The organism is Flavobacterium sp. N2038, from assembly GCF_025947185.1.
Taxonomy (GTDB): Bacteria; Bacteroidota; Bacteroidia; order Flavobacteriales; family Flavobacteriaceae; genus Flavobacterium.
Genome location: NZ_CP110001.1, coordinates 2,695,079 through 2,711,942, shown reverse-complemented (window position 1 = coordinate 2,711,942; position 16,864 = coordinate 2,695,079). Strand labels below are relative to the sequence as shown.

Genomic DNA, 16,864 nt, shown 5'->3' with positions numbered 1-16,864 from the left:
TATATCCTTATTTTCTTCTTAATCATGCAACTATACTCATAACCTATGCAACTATTTGACTGGATCGTACTGATTGTTACACTTTTATTCATTGTTGGATATGGTTCCTGGAAAACAAAAGGAAGTAAAAATGTTGAAGATTTTATTTTAGGAAACAACGAAACCCCTTGGTATACCGTTGGACTTTCTGTAATGGCAACTCAGGCAAGTGCCATTACTTTTTTGTCGACTCCCGGACAAGCCTATCATGACGGAATGGGCTTTATACAATTCTATTTTGGATTGCCAATTGCAATGATTGTCATCTGTATGACTTTTATTCCTTTATATCATAAAAACAAGGTTTACACTGCTTACGAATTTCTTGAAAAACGTTTTGATGTAAGAACCCGTTCTCTTGCAGCAATTCTTTTTTTGGTTCAAAGAGGTTTGGGAACCGGGCTTACCATTTATGCTCCGGCCATTATTTTATCTGCGCTTCTAGGCTGGAATCTAACATTAATGAACATCATTATTGGTGTTTTGGTAATTATCTATACTTTCTCGGGAGGAACAAAAGCAGTAAACGTAACACAAAAACAACAAATGTTTGTGATTATGTCGGGGATGTTTATCACCTTTTTCCTGATTCTGCATTATCTGCCTAATGATATGACTTTTACAAGCGCTATGCATATTGCAGGAGCAAACGATAAAATGAATATTGTAGATTTCTCCTTTAATCCTGAAGAAAAGTATACGATCTGGAGTGGAATAACAGGAGGTTTTTTCCTTGCACTAGCGTACTTTGGTACTGATCAATCTCAGGTTGGACGATATTTATCGGGGAAATCAGTAAAAGAAAGCCAAATGGGACTGATCATGAATGGACTTTTAAAAGTTCCGATGCAATTCTTTATTTTATTGACAGGAGTTATGGTTTTTGTTTTTTTTCAGTTCAATCCAGTTCCGTTAAATTTTAATCCGAATAATAAAACGATTGTTGAAAAATCGGTCTTTAAAGAAGAATATCATGTTTTGGAACATAAATTAGAAAAGCTTTCAGAAGATAAAAAAGTAATCAATTTATTGTACATCGATCAGCTGAATCAGGATTTTGATAATCCAATTCTACGCAAAGAATTGGTGGCTCTATCAAACAAAGAAAAAGATCTGCGTGACAAAGCAAAAGAAATTATTTCTAAAGCCGACAGCAATAGCGAAACCAATGATAAAGATTATGTATTCTTTCATTTTATTCTGCATTATTTGCCAAAAGGTTTAATAGGTTTATTACTTGCCGTTATTATTTCTGCAGCAATGTCATCAACTGCTTCAGGGCTAAATGCATTGGCATCAACTACAGCAATTGATATTTACAAACGAAATCTAAAGACCCAAAAATCAGAAAAACATTATCTTAATGCAACCAAGTTTTTCACACTGTTTTGGGGCATTGTAGCGATTCTTTTTGCTTGTGTTGGAACTTTATTTGAGAACTTAATTCAGCTTGTCAATATCATCGGATCTATATTTTACGGAACTGTTCTGGGAATATTCTTAGTGGCATTCTATTCTAAAAGAGTTAAAGCAAAACCAATGTTTATAAGCGCGATTATTAGTCAGTTGACGATCTTTGTGATTTATTATTTTATGGTTTACAATCAGGAAAAATTAGGATATTTATGGCTGAATTTTATTGGAGCCATTTTAACAATTGTATTGGCATTTTTGATGCAAATTTTATTTTTTAGAGGAAAATCAGATCCTGAAGATGTAATCTTAGAATAATTCAGAAAATGCTGTCGACTGATCTTTTTAATAGATTTTGTTTCATATAGTCCTGACAAAAGTGGTATCTTTTGTAGTACTCCCTGATAATGATCAGGAGTTGCAAAAGATACCGCAGACAGTCGAGAATAACTCCTGAAAAATGTATAAGATTGTAACTCTCGTCTAATTTGTAAGCAAAAAATGTTATTTTAGTATATTCAAAGACTGATTGAAACTGAAACTAAAAAACTAAAAATGAGAATTTCAGACGACTTACAAAAACTACTTCCTTTTGGTTATCTGTTCCTTGTAATAATGGGGATTCTGCATGAGAGTTTTTTTTATTATATGTTGGGAATAAACATTTTAAAGTATTCAACCATCATGGATATTTTAATTAGTCCTATTGCAACTTTTACTTCAAATCCTGTAATCTTAATTGCAATTCTTCTACTTTTTATACTTCACTACTATTTACCTAAATTTTTATCTAAATACCACCAGAGAGAATTTATCCAGAAAACTTTTGAGCTAAAACCAATAGAAGGTTATTCTAACACAGAAGCAAAAAACTATTATAACGATATTGCACTAAAAAGTCTAGCCCTTTTTCTATGTTCCTTTTTTCTGGGATACGGACTTGCGGGCGGTTACTTTACATCAAAAAAAATCAGGGATAACAAAGTACAATACAATCATAAAATCAATTTTAGCACTGGAGAATCTGAGCAGGTATATTTGATTAACAGCAACAGTCTCTACTATTTTTACACCACCAAAGGAAGTAAAACTATAAAAATAACACCTCTAAGTGCTGTCAAAGACATAGAATTGACCAACAACAAAATGATTAATAATTCATCATTCTTTTACAACACAACACTATGAAAGATCAAAAAAAATACAGTAATAAGACCAAAGCGGCTTTTGTACTACTTATTGTGATGCTTATCATTTTGTTGGGCAACTTTAACACGCTGCAGAATTCTAAAAAAGTAAACGAAAATATCAATGCCATTTTTAATGACCGATTGGTTGTGGCACATTACATTTTTCAATATTCTAAAGAACTTCATTTTATAAAAGCTGAAGCCGAAAAACTGGATCTAAGCGATAATATTAAGAAAGACGAAATTGTACAAACCCTTACTATCATTCATAATATTGATGATTTGTATGCCAAAACGGTATTGACAAATAATGAGAAAAGTCATTTTGATGCTTTTCTGGCTTCATGTAAAGAGATCAATACACAAGTCGAAAATAAAAACTGGGGAAAGATTGCCAATTCAAGTACTCAGGCTCTAAAAACACTGGAATCATTATCCCAAATTCAAATTGAAGAAGGCAAAGCAAAACTTGCTGCTGCCAATGCCATGTATAATAAAAACAATAGTTTAGGACAGCTCCAAATTGCCTTACTTATCATTTTGGGAGCAATTACCTTTTATCTTTTAATTGTAAAGAAAATAAAAAGATCGATAAAGATTCCGGAGCCGCCTAGCCTCAATTAATATAATTTTCTTTGGTTTATTTCAGTTTTCTTTCCTCTTCTTTAATAGAAAGGTCATTTATGCTTGCAAATCTTTTTTGCATTAAACCATTTGCGTCAAATTCCCAGTTTTCATTCCCGTAAGCACGAAACCAGTTTCCGTCAATATCCTGATATTCATACTCAAATCGTACTGCAATTCTATTTTCTGTATGAGCCCAATACTCTTTTTTCAGTTTATAATTTTGTTCTTTATTCCATTTTTGAGTTAAAAACTCAATAATCTCTGCTCGTCCGTTTACAAACTTATCTCTGTTTCGCCATTCACTATTTATTGTGTAAGCTTTCGAAACTCGCTCCGGATCCTGACTATTCCAGGCATCTTCTGCCAACTGAATTTTTTCTAATGCCGTTTCATATGTGAAAGGAGGCAATGGTAATTTCTGTTCCATGTTTATAAATTTAACGTTTCTATAATTTTTCTGGTTTGCGTAATAAGCTGATTTGATTTAAACAATTGACTTTCGATAATACAACTCTCAAAAAGCAGATATACATGATCCGATAAGAGTGTATTGCTAAGAATCTCATTAAAGTAATTTCGCAAATCACTTTTGTGGTTCTGAATAACGTTGAGAATTTTTACATTATCTGACTGAATTTCCGATAAGATATTGAGAAAACTGCATCCTCTAAAATTCTCCTTCTCATTCATATAAATTAAAAAATCTAATGAAGCAGTTATCTTTGATTTTGGATCATTTCCTTTTGAGGTGAATTTTTTCAATTCATCAAACCAAAAGACATGTCGCTGATCCAAAAATGCAACACACAAATCTTCCTTAGATTTAAAATGCTGATAAAAACTTGCTTTAGCCACTTTCGCTTCTTCAATAATCTGATTAATACCAGTTGCATTATAACCTTGTCTATGGAATAATGTAAATGTTTTTTCTAAAATTCTTTCTCTTGGTGCCATATCAATTCCTGATTACAATGCAAATATAAATAATTCCAAAACACAAACAGACAAGTCTGTCTATTTATTTTGCTAAAAAAAATCCAAATTCCAAAGTATTCAGTTTTGGAATTTGGATTTTAAATGTTTTACAGTTTAATAATTCATCAGAATTATTATCTGCTCCACTCAGCAATACTGTCTTTATTCATTTTAACATAATCCTGATTATTTGCAGTTTCAGCAGCAGCCAAAGAAGCTTTTGCAGTTTCTACCGCTCCTTTTTTGTCTCCTTGTTTAGCCTGAATCAATGATTTAAGTCTCAGAATAAAATAGGGTTTATCTGTACTCATGTCCAGAGATTTATCTACATAAGTTCTTGCTGTATCAATATTTCCGTTTGATTGAAATAAATATTGTGCTGCAGCAAAATAATCATTTGCAGTTGGTCCGGCTAAAGTTTTTTCGATACTTGCGGTAGCCATTTTTGCAGTTGGAACTTCAAATTTTAATGCTACATGAGAATTTTCCCAAGACATTTCTAAATAACCAAAATTAGGATCTAAACCGTTAATTCCGATAGTAAAAGTCTCAACCGGCGTCGGTAATGCATTCTCTTTAACAGTAGTTCTTAAAGCAACATATGCATCACTCCAGTTTTCAGGTAATCCCCAATTGTCTGTAGAAAGATAAAAAATTACCTCCCAGCTTTCGATTTTTGGAATCGTATAAATCGCATATTTTCCTTTTTTCAAAGTTTTTCCATCGATAACAACATCATCACCAAAGTTAATGATTGTATTTTCGTTTGCTCCGGTTCTCCAAAGTTTTCCAAATGGAACTAAGTTTCCAAAAACTGCTCTGCCACGAGCTCCGGGTCTTGAATAAGTAACTTCAACATCGGTTAAACCAACTGTTTGCTTAATGTATCCTTTTGGACTTGCTTGTGGCGTTTTAACTTGCGCTTCAGAAACAAAAGGCGTTATAATAATGGCTAATGCAATAAGTATTTTTTTCATATTTAGGGAGTAATTTATTTTGTTCAAATTTACAAATTCAAATAGCTAACAAATGTTAAATTTTATATAATTCCAGCATCTAACTGTGATATTTTCATAGCATTTAATTCCGAAAAATGATCAATAATTAAATCAGCTTCAGATAAATCCTGTAATTTCGAATGTTGACTTTTATAACCTACACAATAAATTCCGGCTGCTTTTGCAGCTTTTACGCCATTTGTACTGTCTTCGATTATAATACTTTCTTCTTTTGGAGCAATTGATAACGAAGCAGCATGAATAAAAATCGCCGGATTTGGTTTTGACTGCGGAAAATCCTCTCCGCTAACAATATGCGAGAAATACTGATGCAGGTTAAATCTTGTAAAAACACGATCAATAGTAACTTTAGATGCAGATGAAGCTAAAATTAACTGAATACCGTTTGCATACAAATCTTTAATCAAATCTTCAACACCTTCCAGCAAATACAAATCTTCTTTGGTATCAAATGCATCATTAAATATATTTCTTTTTCTCTGAATTAAATCTTCGACTTCCTGATCAATCACGGGAAAAATTTCTTTTAATGTCTGAAAAGTATTTCGTGTAGAAAATCCCGTAAACCTGGTATACATTTCTTCCGGAACTTCAATATTTAATTCTGAGAATTGTTTGTAATACGAATAACGATGAACGGGTTCTGTATCTACAATTACACCGTCCATATCAAAAATTACTGTTTTAATCATTTTTTAAAGGTACTAAGGTTTTAAGGTAAAAAGGTGCAAAGGCTCAAAAGTTTTTCTCAGGGAACTATGGCTGTAAACCGAAACTACTCTTCCTTTTTAAGTATATATCGAATTACGGTTTCTGCAGCATGAAGTCCAAATAATCCCGGCATGTAGCTGTTTGTTCCGTAAAATGATTTTTTGAAATTTTTTCCATCTGTAAGCTTTAGGCTTTTGTCGTTTTGAATCTCTGATGAAAAGACCACTTTCAATTTATTAATCTTAACAGCTTTTAATCTTTTACGAATTGCTTTAGAAAAGTAGCAATTTATGGTTTTAGAAATATCTGCAACTTTTACTTTAGATGCCAACATCTTTCCTCCTGCTCCCATGCTGCTTATGATCTTCACTCTTTTGCGTTTTGCAGCAATAATTAAGTTTAGTTTCGGCGTGATACTATCAATACAATCCAAGACATAATCAAACTCTGGAGAGACAATTTCAAAAGCGCGTTCCGGAGATAAAAATTCCTGAACACGGGTTAGTTTTAATTCTGGATTAATATCCATTAAACGATCGCCAACAATTTTGATTTTTGGCTCTCCTACGGTCGAATGCAAAGCCGGCAATTGTCTGTTGATATTGGTAATATCAACTACATCTCCGTCCACAATAGTCATATTCCCTACTCCTGCTCTTGCCAAAAATTCAGCAGCAAATGATCCTACACCACCTAATCCTACTACTAATACATTTGCATTTTGCAAATTTTGCAATCCTTCTTTTGTAAATAAAAGCTCGGCTCTTTCTGTCCACTCTGCCATATTATATTTTTATTTTTATTTTTGTTTTCTTTTGTTTTTCTTTTGTTTCAGGTTTAAAGTTTCAAGTTTTACTGCCAGGCTGAGCGAAGTCGAAGTCCATGTTCAATTGGAGCAACTTTCTCCCAAATTCTTGGGCACTCAGACTGATAAACTCATTTCACTTTTCACTAATCACTTTTCACTAATCACTTCTTCCACCAAACACTCTTGTATAATTACTTGAAATAATAGACTGCAATTCGCTTATATTTATTTCTTTATATTCAGCTGCTAAATCATAAACCTTCTGAATACCATCTTCAATTGTATCGGTTTCCAAAAAGAAACGATCATTTGGAATATTCTGAAAAACGCTTTTTAAATCCGTGTTTCTTAATAAATATTTTCCAAACGAAATATAAAATCCAGCTTTTATTACTTGTTCTGCAACTTGATTATTCTTTGAAAAACCATGAATGATCATCGGAACAGAGATATTCAATTTCTTCTTAATTGCTATTACTTCCTGAAAAGCAGCAACACAATGAATCACAACTGGCTTATTATACTTTTGTGCTAATTGCAATTGTTTTTCAAAAACAATAATCTGCTGATCCAAAGGAATATCAATTCGCTTATCTAAACCACATTCTCCAATTGCTAAACAATTATTAGTTTGCAATTTTTCCTCGATAATTTTCAATTCTAAATCAGTTTGATCCTCTTTAATATACCAAGGGTGAATTCCGATAGAATAATATGCGATTGTTGCATCAAACTCCAAGGGATATTGATTCACCAATTCTAAAACATTAGATTGATTTGTAAACTGATGGGTATGAAAATTAAAGAATTCCATTAATGAAAAGCTTTTACTCCTGCTTTGATTTCAATATTTAAATCATTCTCTAAAGGAACCAACGGACAAGAGTACTTATGATTATAAGCGCAATACGGGTTGTAAGCCTGATTAAAATCAACTGTAATTGTATTTCCTTTCGGAATTTTTAAATCTATATACCTTCCTCCTATGTAACTTTCTTTTCCGGAGGTTAAATCAGAAAAAGGCAAAAACAAATGATCTTTGTATTCCTTTTGTTTTGAAAGTTCAATATTTCTATAAACGTTCAGCTTCATCTGAACTCCATTTATGCTAAAAAATATAGTTCCGTACTTGATGTATTTTGGTGTTCTTGTACCTGTAGTTTTCATTTCGAAAACCTTCTCGTTTTTTGCTTTTTCAAATTTTGCATTGACAAAATACTTATCACTTATGGGATAAAAGTCCAAAGTTTTAAAAGCTTTTAAATCTTCTTCCATTAACGGACTTGTCTTAGCATCAGTATATTCAGAATTAATTTGTTTCTGAAATTTCTCAACATCAGTGTGACTGAATTTTTTCTGACAAAAGCCATAATTAAAAACCATCAGAACAATAAGTGCAATAGATTTTTTCATCGTTGAAATTTTATGCAAAAATAGTTTAAAAGTAATAAAGCAGCAACCGCAATTCGTGACAAAGTTTCCTAACTTTGTTGCAAATAAGATAATTTATAATGCTCAAAACTGCCTTTAACCACTACATCAATAATTTTCGTGGATTTTCAAGAGAAATTTGGATACTTGCCATCGTTACTTTTATCAATCGTGCCGGAACAATGGTGCTTCCTTTTTTATCTAAATATTTAAAAGAAGACCTGCATTTCACTTACAATCAGGTCGGTTGGATAATGGTCGCTTTTGGTTTAGGATCTATGTTAGGTTCCTGGTTAGGTGGTAAACTCTCAGATAAAATTGGGTTTTACAAAATCATGATTTTTAGTTTATTTACTAGTGGAGTTTCGCTCTTTCTTGTGCAATATATTACTACATTTTGGGCGCTTTGCGGAGCCATGTTTGTCTTAATGACAATTGCAGATATGTTTCGTCCGGCTATGTTTGTTTCTCTGGGTGCCTATGCAAAACCAGAAAACAGAACTCGTGCCTTAACTCTTGTTCGTCTTGCCGTAAATTTAGGTTTTGCCGCAGGACCTGCACTTGGAGGTTTAATTATTATGGGAATTGGATATTCCGGATTGTTCTGGGTTGATGGAGCTTCATGCATTGTTTCTATCTCCATTTTTGCATTATTGGTTAAAGAAAAGAAAAAAGCCATTCATGAGGATAAAAATGAAAGCGCAGGAGATATAAAATCGGTGTTTCATGATAAAATCTTTTGGGTTTTCTTATTTGTAAGTTTTGTTACTGCCATGATTTTCTTTCAGCTTTTTACGACTTTACCTTTATATCATAATGAAAAATTTGGTCTGAGTGAATTTCAAACGGGACTATTAATGACTTTAAATGGTCTCTTGATTTTTCTTCTGGAAATGCCAACAGTTGGTTTTATGGAGAGAAAAGGCTTCCCTAAAATCAGGATTATTATTCTCGGATCTTCTGTAATGGCACTTAGTTTCTTTTTATTACTTATTAATGTTTGGGCTGGAATACTGGTTATTAGCATGATTTGTATTTCGATAGGAGAAATTTTAACCTTCCCATTTTCTAATGCCTTTGCTTTAAGCCGCGCCCCAAAAGGTCAGGAAGGACGCTATATGGCCTTATATACTATGAGTTTTAGTCTTGCTCATATTATAAGTTCAAAATTAGGGTTTGAAATTATTACACGCATGGGGTATCAGACCAACTGGTTTTTCATGGCTAGTATTGGTGTAATTGCAATGCTTTGTTGTTTGTGGATAAAAAAAGCTCTGGTACGCGAAAAAATATCTTAAAATTTATTTTATTATAAATATTTAATTTTCAATTCATTACATTTGAATTGAATTACTTTTTCATGCCTAATTCTGACTTCAAACTTAAAAAATAGTTAAATAACTACTTTTATAGTTGCGTAACTATAAAAATAGTTGTAGGTTTGAATTAAAATTAGAAGACATGCAAAAGTTAACCAACAAGGAAGAAGAAATCATGCAGATTTTATGGAAGCTTAAAAAAGCATTCGTAAAAGAGATTCAGGCAGAAATTACTGAAGATCAACCGCACTATAATACACTTTCGACTATAGTTCGAAATCTGGAAGAAAAAGGTTTTGTGGCGCATAATGCATTTGGAAATACACATCAGTATTATCCGGTTGTAACTCTAGAGGCGTACAGCAAAAAGTACATGAAAACGGCAATTGATAATTATTTCAATAGTTCGTATAAGAATATGGTTTCATTTTTTGCAAAAGAAGAAAAGATTTCTGCTGCAGAATTACGTGAAATTCTTGCGATGATTGAGAATCCAAAAGAAGAAAAATAGTAGTTATGGAAGCACTACTTATTTATATTGCCAAATCTACCGGTTTAGTTATACTATTTTACTGTGCTTATTATTTTTTACTTCGAAAAGAAACTTTCTTTAATAGCAATCGTTGGTTTTTACTAATCGGTTTATTTACATCTGTTATTTTGCCGTTTGCCGTTTACACAAAAATCATTTGGGTAAAACCTACTCCAACAACTGCTATTAATTTATCCTCCATCAATACTTTTCAAACCATTGAAAGTAACAGTACAGAAATCAACTGGTTATTCTTAGTCTCACTGGTTTATTGCATTGGATTTTTAATCTTACTAGTAAAATTGGGAATGGACTTTTATAGTCTTCACACGGTTCTAAAAGGAAAAAAAATCCAGCAACAAGCTGACTTTAAATTTATTGACACGACCGACAATATAGCGCCTTTCTCCTACTTTGAATATATTGTATACAACTCATCAATGTATACACCATCTGAATTAGAGAATATTATCGAGCATGAAAAAGTACACAGCGATCAAAATCATACCATCGACGTACTTATATCCCGCGCTTTTTGTCTTTTATTTTGGTTTAATCCTGTAATATGGCTTTATAAAAAAGCTATTACACAAAATCTGGAGTTTATTGCTGATAAAGAAGCAGCTCAGAAAATTTCAGATAAAAAAGCCTATCAATACACACTTTTAAAAATAACAACACATGAAAGTTGTGTCGCCATCACCAATCATTTTTATCAATCATTAATCAAAAAACGAATCGTCATGTTAAACAAAAATCAATCAAAAAAAGGAAGTTCCTGGAAACTCTGTCTAGTGATTCCGGCGCTTGCAGCTTTTGTCTTTCTATTTCAAATTGAAGTAATTGCAAAAGAGAAAAAAGAAATTAAGAAAGAAGTTCTTAATAACAACGAAGCTTCTGAAGATATTTACAAAATCAGTAAAACAACAACTGATCAGGAATTAAAGGAAATTGCAGAAAACTTAAAGAAAAAACATAATACAGACGCTGTATTCTCTGATGTAAGACGAAATTCAAATAACGAATTAACCGGATTGAAAGTTGATCTTAAAAGAAGCTCAGAAGAAGCGCAGGTCTTTATGATCGAAGGAAATCAGGCCATTAAAGAATGCCAGATTATAGTGGTTACCGAAAGTGATGGTTCTAAGAATATCAAGTTAGTAACCGAAAATGAAGCGACTCAGGTAAAAGTTACTGAGCAGGAAAATAAAGTTGAAGTAAAAAAAGTTAAAAATTCTAAAACTGATTGTAATGCTAAAACTAATAATAATACTCATACAAGCATTAGTACAAGCACTTGTACACATACTGCCGATGTTAACGTGAATGTAAATGCAAACGTAAATTCTGATGTAAACGCTAATCCTAACACCAATGTAAAAATAATTAAAACCAGCTATAACTCGAATTTTAACATCGAACCGAGAACAAATACGATTACCACAATTCAAACAAATGGCAGCGAGTCTTCAAAAAAAATAACCCAACTGGTTGTGGTAAACGGAGAGGTTAATACTGACATTAAAAAAGGTTCAGATATTCAAAATTTAAGAATTGAGACAATACGCATATTAAAAGATGAAAATGCAATTAAAAAGTACGGAGATAAAGGTAAAGACGGTGTTATTGAAATTGAAACCAATTAATATCGCTCTTACTTCATCAAACTAACCAAAATCACCCAAAAATTAACCCAAAAAAAGAGAAAAATAACCATCATGGAAGCACTTTTTATTTTTATCGCCAAATCAAGTTCTTTAATTGCAGTATTTTATTGTGCCTATTATTTTCTGCTTCGTAAAGAAACTTTTTTTAACAGCAATAGATATTTTTTGCTTGCCGGTTTATTAACTGCCGTTATTTTGCCTTTGATCATTTATACCAAAGTGGTCTGGATTGACCCAATTCCGCTTTCTGATACACCAATTACAAACTACAATTATCTTTCTCACAGTCCTAAAGTTACAGAAAATGACTCTTTTGAAATCAATTGGTTTTTAGTATCGTTAGCTGTTTATGCTATCGGTTTTTCAGCATTTATGATCAAATTTGCCATTGACTTTTATAGTTTAAACACTGTTTTAAAAGGAAAAAAGATCAAACAACAAGAAGATTTTAAATTTGTTGATGTAGAGGATAACATTGCTCCTTTTTCTTACTTTGATTACATCGTGTACAACTCATCACTGTACAGCGAAACAGAATTACAAAGTATTTTAGAACACGAAAAAGTACACAGCGATCAGCATCATACAATTGATGTGATCATTTCGAGAATTTTCTGTATTCTTTTTTGGTTTAATCCAATTATCTGGCTGTACAAGAAAGCAATTCTTCAGAACCTGGAATTTATTGCAGATAATGAAGCTTCTAAAAAAATAGCCGACAAAAAAGCGTATCAATACACGCTTTTAAAAATAACAACACATGAAACTTGTGTTGCAATCACCAATCATTTTTATCAATCATTAATCAAAAAACGAATTGTCATGTTAAACAAAAATCAATCAAAAAAATGGAATTACTGGAAGTATTATATTGTAATTCCTGTACTTGCACTATTTGTACTTTCCTTTCAAATAAAAACAATTACGCAAGAAAAAGAACGAAAAGAAGCTCAGGGAATTGCCCAAAATGAAGATTCAGTTGCTGTATTTAAAATTAAAAAAACAACAACCGATCAGGAGCTAAAAGAAATGGCAGCTAAACTTAAAAAAGAACATGATGTAGATATGTTAGTTTCTAACGTAAAAAGAAATTCTAAAAATGAACTAACCGCCATAATGGTAAAAGCACAAAAAGGTACAGAAGATGTTCAAACTATCCAGATTGAAGGTAATAAGCCAATAAAAGACTGTGGAATTATGATTTTAACCGAAGATAATGGTTCAAAAAAAATAGGAATCGTTACAGACAGTGAAATTGAAAAACCAATAATCATAGGGAATCGTACTGTCGAAATTAAACATTATAATGGTACAAATATGCCTGTACCACCAGTTCCGCCGACATCGCTGGTAACTGATGCATTACCTGCACCACCCGCTCCCCCTGTAGCACCTGCTTTTCCTTCCGGGGCAATGCCTCCTGTACCTCCGGTTGACATGTCTAAAATGCCAAAACCTCCTGTAGCTCCGGCAAATCCAAGAGACAAAGTAGCTATGAGTAAATTTGAAAAAGAGATGGACGAGTTTGACAAAAAAATGGAAGCATTTGAACCACAGATGGCAGCATATGAGAAACAAGTCGAAGCAGTAATGGCACAAAGAGAAGCCATATATGATAAACAAATGGAAAAGTTTGATCTTGCAATGGAGAAATATGAAGCTGACATGGAACGCTATAGTGCCAATATGGAAAAACAATTTTCAAATCACTCTCCTGATTATGAAAGAAAAAATATGAAGGAGTACTTGAAAAACATGAAAAACTACGAGAAAAATATGAAAGCTTACGAAAAAGAAATGAGTAAGATGGATAAAGAAAATAAAAAATCATAGCGATTCATCATCAATACTTTAAGTTTTAAGCCAGTGCATGTCACTGGCTTTTTTATTTTAATTTTTATCATCCTAAAATATTGAAACAGCATATTCTTTTTTATGAAAATTTCAGAAAATTAAAAATACCCGTCTTATCATTTTAATCTTCTAAAAATGAGGAAACCCACAAAAACACACTTATAAAAAATACCGTAAAATTCTGACTATCAACATCAAACTTTAGAGTAAGACTTATAAAAGAAGCTGATCACTTTACCTATTGCAAAGTCTTTTTTATATCTTTGCACAAAATTAACCTACTATGTATAAAGTTTTAGCCCAACTAAATAAAATTCTTTTGCCAAGTTTTACGAAACAAGGTTTAGATATTTCAAAAGCCAAAAAATGGCAAATGGCTATAATTGGTTATCGTGCTTATGTAACTAAACGTGCTTTAGGTTAATTAGTTAAAAAATACTTTTGTCTATTTAGTAGAAAAAGATTGTCTTTTTCTGCATTCTCCTTAATGAAAAATAAAGAAATAAACCTTCCTCCTGTTCCGGCAGTATTATTAGCAATTATTAGTGTACAATGTGGAGCAGCAATTGCAAAAACATTATTTCCGGCAGTAGGTGCTGCGGGCACAGCATCAATGCGAATTGGTTTTTCGGCATTAATTTTATTATTAGCTTACAGACCAAACTTAAAAGCGATTACATCAGCCCAATGGAAATTGGTAATTCCTTACGGATTGTGCCTGGGCGCAATGAATTTAATTTTTTATTTAGCAATTGAAAGAATCCCAGTTGGTTTAGGCGTTACTTTAGAATTCATTGGGCCTCTTGTTGTTGCTATTGCAGGTTCAAAACGTCTGGTAGACTATTGCTGGGTTTTGCTTGCTGCAATCGGGATTTTACTAATCGCACCATGGACCAATCAACGTTTAGATTCACTAGGTGTTATTTTTGCTCTTTTAGCTGGTGCCCTTTGGGCTACATATATTGTTTTAGGCGGGAAAATTTCTAAAATAATGAATGGTGGTCAAGCGGTAACAATTGGGATGTTGTTTGCTTCTATTTTAATTTTGCCTTTTGGTATTTTAGAAAAAGGACTTGCTAATTTAACACCAAATCTCTTAGGCGCAGGCGTTGCACTTGCTTTGTTATCCAGTGCGATCCCATTTACTTTAGAAATGAAAGCTCTGGGCCAACTTCCTCCTCGTACTTTTAGTATATTAATGAGTTTAGAACCTGCAGCTGCTTCTATTTGTGCTTTTATTTTCCTGCAGGAAAATTTAAACTTTTCTGAAATATTAGCCGTTTTTTGTGTTGTAATTGCCTCGGCAGGAAGCACTTTGACAGCGAAAAAATAAAAAAAGCCCTGCATAAATCTGCAGAGCTTCTTCAATAAATAGGTTAAAATTCTGGAGATTCTAATTATTTTTTTGGAAGCAATACTGTATCAACTACATGAATCACTCCATTTGACTGATTTACATCGGCAATGGTAACTTTAGATTTATTTCCGTTCTCGTCACTAATATATAAATCTTTACCACTCATCCAGGCTGTTAATGTACCACCGCTAACTGTTTTAAGGGTCGCTTTTCCTTTTCCTTCTTTTATTGCGGCAGCAATATCAGACGAGTTCATTTTTCCTGCCACTACATGATAAGTTAAGATTGTTTGTAGCATTTTTTTATTCTCTGGTTTCAATAATGATTCCACTGTTCCTTTTGGTAATTTATCAAAAGCCTTATTAGTTGGTGCAAAAACAGTAAATGGTCCTGTACCTTGTAATGTTTCAACTAAATCGGCTGCTTTTACTGCCGCAACCAATGTTGTATGGTCTTTTGAATTAACAGCATTTTCAATAATATTTTTATTCGGATACATTGCAGCTCCGCCAACCATTACTGATTTTTGTGCATTAGATGCAAATGCAACTCCTAAAGCTAAAACCGCAGTGGCTAAAAATTTTCTAGTTTTCATGATAAATGTTTTTAAGTTATAAATTCATTTACGGAGATAAATTTGTTTTGGTTTTGAGATAAAATAAATTGTGCGACAAAAAAGGCAAAATTGTAGCTCTCAACCATTGAATAACTTAGAACTAACAAAACTTCTCAGTTTTTCATAAAATTTAAAATATGACTTCGTTTTGTCTCTATTTTATTATTAACTTTAAAATAATAAAACGGATCCTTATGCAAAATCTACCAAAAAAAGTACGAAGCAAAAAGTTAAACACAAGAGTTGATTTAACCGCAATGGTCAGCGTTTCTTTTTTGCTGATTATATTTTTTATGATTGTTGGTGAATTGTCGAAGCCAAAAGCCATGAATTTAGATTCTCCTGATCTCGATTGTGATGATTGTCTCCCTGCTTATGTTGAAGAGAATCGATCTCTCACAATTTTATTAGATCAAAATGATAAAATAATTTCGTACTCGGGATTAGTACCTATTCCTATTCATACTTCTAAAAAAATGCAATATGGGAAAAATGGAATTAGAAAAGAGTTGCTAGAAAAAAACAAAATGGCTCTCGAATATTCAGCTAAACATGGCAAACCAGGAAGAGGACTTGTGGTTTTGATTAAACCAAGTAAAACGTCAAATTATGGAAATCTTGTAGAAATTCTTGATGAATTAAAAATAGCAAACATTGATACTTATAATATTGACCCAGAATTTACTCCAGAAGAATCAAAATTATTAGCTTTAAGATAATTTAAAAACCAATTTAAATTGAAAAACCATGAATAATCTACCAAAAAAAATACGAAGCAAAAAGTTAAATACAAGAGTTGATTTAACCGCAATGGTCAGCGTTTCTTTTTTACTAATCATATTTTTTATGGTTGTTGGAGAATTATCAAAGCCAAAAATTATGGATATTAGTTTACCCAATTATGACTACGAAGAGCGTTTTATGGGTTGCAGACTTCATGATGAAAGACGTACTCTAACACTTTTACTTGATGATGATAACCAAATAATTACTTATTCTGGATTATTATTTTATCCAATTGAAGGTCCAAAAAAGTTGCAATATGGGAAAACCGGAATTAGAAAAGAGTTATTAGAAAGAAATAAAGAAGTCTTAGAATATTCAGCTCAAAGTGGAAAACCTGGTCGTGGTATTACTGTTATTATTAAACCAAGCAAAAAATCTAATTATGGTAATTTAGTAGATATTTTAGACGAAATGGAAATTGCTAAAATTGATACTTATGTAATCTTACCTGAATTTACTCCTGAAGAATCAAAATTACTAGCTTCAAAATAAAGCTTCTTACGAAAACGACTGCCCTAGC

General features: G+C 32.3%; 19 protein-coding genes. 11 read left to right on the top strand and 8 right to left on the bottom strand.

The features are described from left to right. The first annotated feature begins 45 nt into the window (after positions 1-45). The 3 genes from OLM51_RS12100 (at position 46) to OLM51_RS12090 (ending at position 3,266) form a co-directional block, all read left to right on the top strand. The gene (locus tag OLM51_RS12100; RefSeq protein ID WP_264550871.1) at positions 46-1,770 is read left to right on the top strand and encodes a sodium:solute symporter; all 1,725 of its coding nucleotides are present in this window, start codon (positions 46-48) and stop codon (positions 1,768-1,770) included. 237 nt (positions 1,771-2,007) lie between these two features. Next, complete coding sequence (locus tag OLM51_RS12095) at positions 2,008-2,640, top strand: hypothetical protein (protein ID WP_264550870.1); 633 nt, start codon at positions 2,008-2,010, stop codon at positions 2,638-2,640. Further along, positions 2,637-3,266, top strand: coding sequence for an MCP four helix bundle domain-containing protein (locus OLM51_RS12090; RefSeq protein ID WP_264550869.1), 630 nt, complete (start codon positions 2,637-2,639; stop codon positions 3,264-3,266). Before OLM51_RS12095 ends, OLM51_RS12090 begins: the two co-directional genes overlap by 4 nt. A gap of 16 nt (positions 3,267-3,282) precedes the next feature. Here the strand turns inward: OLM51_RS12090 and OLM51_RS12085 are convergent, their stop codons facing one another. From OLM51_RS12085 to OLM51_RS12055, 7 genes are all read right to left on the bottom strand, one after another. Further along, a complete protein-coding gene (locus OLM51_RS12085; protein WP_264550868.1) occupies positions 3,283-3,696 on the bottom strand; it encodes a nuclear transport factor 2 family protein in 414 nt (137 codons plus the stop codon). A gap of 2 nt (positions 3,697-3,698) precedes the next feature. After that, positions 3,699-4,223: a TetR/AcrR family transcriptional regulator gene (locus OLM51_RS12080; protein WP_264550867.1), complete on the bottom strand. Its 525-nt coding sequence runs from the start codon at positions 4,221-4,223 to the stop codon at positions 3,699-3,701. A 155-nt stretch (positions 4,224-4,378) separates the two neighbouring features. Then, positions 4,379-5,221 carry a DUF2911 domain-containing protein gene (locus OLM51_RS12075; RefSeq protein WP_264550866.1) on the bottom strand — a complete coding sequence of 281 codons (843 nt, stop codon included), beginning with the start codon at positions 5,219-5,221 and terminating at the stop codon, positions 4,379-4,381. A 62-nt stretch (positions 5,222-5,283) separates the two neighbouring features. After that, positions 5,284-5,955: an HAD family hydrolase gene (locus OLM51_RS12070; RefSeq protein ID WP_264550865.1), complete on the bottom strand. Its 672-nt coding sequence runs from the start codon at positions 5,953-5,955 to the stop codon at positions 5,284-5,286. 83 nt (positions 5,956-6,038) lie between these two features. Further along, positions 6,039-6,758: a tRNA threonylcarbamoyladenosine dehydratase gene (locus OLM51_RS12065; RefSeq protein WP_264550864.1), complete on the bottom strand. Its 720-nt coding sequence runs from the start codon at positions 6,756-6,758 to the stop codon at positions 6,039-6,041. Between the two features lie 181 nt (positions 6,759-6,939). Continuing rightward, on the bottom strand, positions 6,940-7,596 hold the full coding sequence (locus OLM51_RS12060; RefSeq protein WP_264550863.1) for a TatD family hydrolase: 657 nt from the start codon (positions 7,594-7,596) through the stop codon (positions 6,940-6,942). Further along, entirely contained in the window at positions 7,596-8,195 is a 600-nt protein-coding gene (locus tag OLM51_RS12055; protein ID WP_264550862.1) for a DUF1684 domain-containing protein, read from the bottom strand. Before OLM51_RS12055 ends, OLM51_RS12060 begins: the two co-directional genes overlap by 1 nt. A 98-nt stretch (positions 8,196-8,293) precedes the next feature. Between OLM51_RS12055 and OLM51_RS12050 the strand changes: the two genes are divergently transcribed. From OLM51_RS12050 to OLM51_RS12025, 6 genes are all read left to right on the top strand, one after another. Next, a complete protein-coding gene (locus OLM51_RS12050) occupies positions 8,294-9,511 on the top strand; it encodes an MDR family MFS transporter (protein ID WP_264550861.1) in 1,218 nt (405 codons plus the stop codon). A 163-nt stretch (positions 9,512-9,674) separates the two neighbouring features. Next, on the top strand, positions 9,675-10,043 hold the full coding sequence (locus OLM51_RS12045) for a BlaI/MecI/CopY family transcriptional regulator (RefSeq protein WP_213256784.1): 369 nt from the start codon (positions 9,675-9,677) through the stop codon (positions 10,041-10,043). A 5-nt stretch (positions 10,044-10,048) separates the two neighbouring features. Continuing rightward, positions 10,049-11,710, top strand: coding sequence for a M56 family metallopeptidase (locus tag OLM51_RS12040; RefSeq protein WP_264550860.1), 1,662 nt, complete (start codon positions 10,049-10,051; stop codon positions 11,708-11,710). Between the two features lie 72 nt (positions 11,711-11,782). Further along, complete coding sequence (locus OLM51_RS12035) at positions 11,783-13,564, top strand: M56 family metallopeptidase (RefSeq protein ID WP_264550859.1); 1,782 nt, start codon at positions 11,783-11,785, stop codon at positions 13,562-13,564. A gap of 304 nt (positions 13,565-13,868) precedes the next feature. Further along, positions 13,869-14,009, top strand: a complete 141-nt coding sequence (locus tag OLM51_RS12030; RefSeq protein WP_264550858.1) for an SsrA-binding protein — start codon at positions 13,869-13,871, stop codon at positions 14,007-14,009. 63 nt (positions 14,010-14,072) lie between these two features. Beyond that, the gene (locus OLM51_RS12025) at positions 14,073-14,918 is read left to right on the top strand and encodes an EamA family transporter (RefSeq protein ID WP_264550857.1); all 846 of its coding nucleotides are present in this window, start codon (positions 14,073-14,075) and stop codon (positions 14,916-14,918) included. A gap of 64 nt (positions 14,919-14,982) precedes the next feature. Here OLM51_RS12025 and OLM51_RS12020 read toward each other — a convergent pair whose 3' ends face one another. Next, a complete protein-coding gene (locus OLM51_RS12020) occupies positions 14,983-15,537 on the bottom strand; it encodes a fasciclin domain-containing protein (protein ID WP_264550856.1) in 555 nt (184 codons plus the stop codon). A 215-nt stretch (positions 15,538-15,752) separates the two neighbouring features. On the opposite strand from OLM51_RS12020, the gene OLM51_RS12015 reads away from it, so the two are divergent. Next, on the top strand, positions 15,753-16,277 hold the full coding sequence (locus OLM51_RS12015) for an ExbD/TolR family protein (protein WP_264550855.1): 525 nt from the start codon (positions 15,753-15,755) through the stop codon (positions 16,275-16,277). 28 nt (positions 16,278-16,305) lie between these two features. Next, on the top strand, positions 16,306-16,836 hold the full coding sequence (locus OLM51_RS12010; RefSeq protein ID WP_264550854.1) for an ExbD/TolR family protein: 531 nt from the start codon (positions 16,306-16,308) through the stop codon (positions 16,834-16,836). The last annotated feature ends 28 nt before the right edge of the window (positions 16,837-16,864 follow it).

Excerpts from the sequence above, each read along its gene's own strand:
- OLM51_RS12100 (WP_264550871.1), top strand. The coding sequence starts at position 46 with ATGCAACTATTTGACTGGATCGTACTGATTGTTACACTTTTATTCATT.
- OLM51_RS12095 (WP_264550870.1), top strand. The coding sequence starts at position 2,008 with ATGAGAATTTCAGACGACTTACAAAAACTACTTCCTTTTGGTTATCTG.
- OLM51_RS12090 (WP_264550869.1), top strand. The coding sequence starts at position 2,637 with ATGAAAGATCAAAAAAAATACAGTAATAAGACCAAAGCGGCTTTTGTA.
- OLM51_RS12085 (WP_264550868.1), bottom strand. The coding sequence starts at position 3,696 with ATGGAACAGAAATTACCATTGCCTCCTTTCACATATGAAACGGCATTA.
- OLM51_RS12080 (WP_264550867.1), bottom strand. The coding sequence starts at position 4,223 with ATGGCACCAAGAGAAAGAATTTTAGAAAAAACATTTACATTATTCCAT.
- OLM51_RS12075 (WP_264550866.1), bottom strand. The coding sequence starts at position 5,221 with ATGAAAAAAATACTTATTGCATTAGCCATTATTATAACGCCTTTTGTT.
- OLM51_RS12070 (WP_264550865.1), bottom strand. The coding sequence starts at position 5,955 with ATGATTAAAACAGTAATTTTTGATATGGACGGTGTAATTGTAGATACA.
- OLM51_RS12065 (WP_264550864.1), bottom strand. The coding sequence starts at position 6,758 with ATGGCAGAGTGGACAGAAAGAGCCGAGCTTTTATTTACAAAAGAAGGA.
- OLM51_RS12060 (WP_264550863.1), bottom strand. The coding sequence starts at position 7,596 with ATGGAATTCTTTAATTTTCATACCCATCAGTTTACAAATCAATCTAAT.
- OLM51_RS12055 (WP_264550862.1), bottom strand. The coding sequence starts at position 8,195 with ATGAAAAAATCTATTGCACTTATTGTTCTGATGGTTTTTAATTATGGC.
- OLM51_RS12050 (WP_264550861.1), top strand. The coding sequence starts at position 8,294 with ATGCTCAAAACTGCCTTTAACCACTACATCAATAATTTTCGTGGATTT.
- OLM51_RS12045 (WP_213256784.1), top strand. The coding sequence starts at position 9,675 with ATGCAAAAGTTAACCAACAAGGAAGAAGAAATCATGCAGATTTTATGG.
- OLM51_RS12040 (WP_264550860.1), top strand. The coding sequence starts at position 10,049 with ATGGAAGCACTACTTATTTATATTGCCAAATCTACCGGTTTAGTTATA.
- OLM51_RS12035 (WP_264550859.1), top strand. The coding sequence starts at position 11,783 with ATGGAAGCACTTTTTATTTTTATCGCCAAATCAAGTTCTTTAATTGCA.
- OLM51_RS12030 (WP_264550858.1), top strand. The coding sequence starts at position 13,869 with ATGTATAAAGTTTTAGCCCAACTAAATAAAATTCTTTTGCCAAGTTTT.
- OLM51_RS12025 (WP_264550857.1), top strand. The coding sequence starts at position 14,073 with ATGAAAAATAAAGAAATAAACCTTCCTCCTGTTCCGGCAGTATTATTA.
- OLM51_RS12020 (WP_264550856.1), bottom strand. The coding sequence starts at position 15,537 with ATGAAAACTAGAAAATTTTTAGCCACTGCGGTTTTAGCTTTAGGAGTT.
- OLM51_RS12015 (WP_264550855.1), top strand. The coding sequence starts at position 15,753 with ATGCAAAATCTACCAAAAAAAGTACGAAGCAAAAAGTTAAACACAAGA.
- OLM51_RS12010 (WP_264550854.1), top strand. The coding sequence starts at position 16,306 with ATGAATAATCTACCAAAAAAAATACGAAGCAAAAAGTTAAATACAAGA.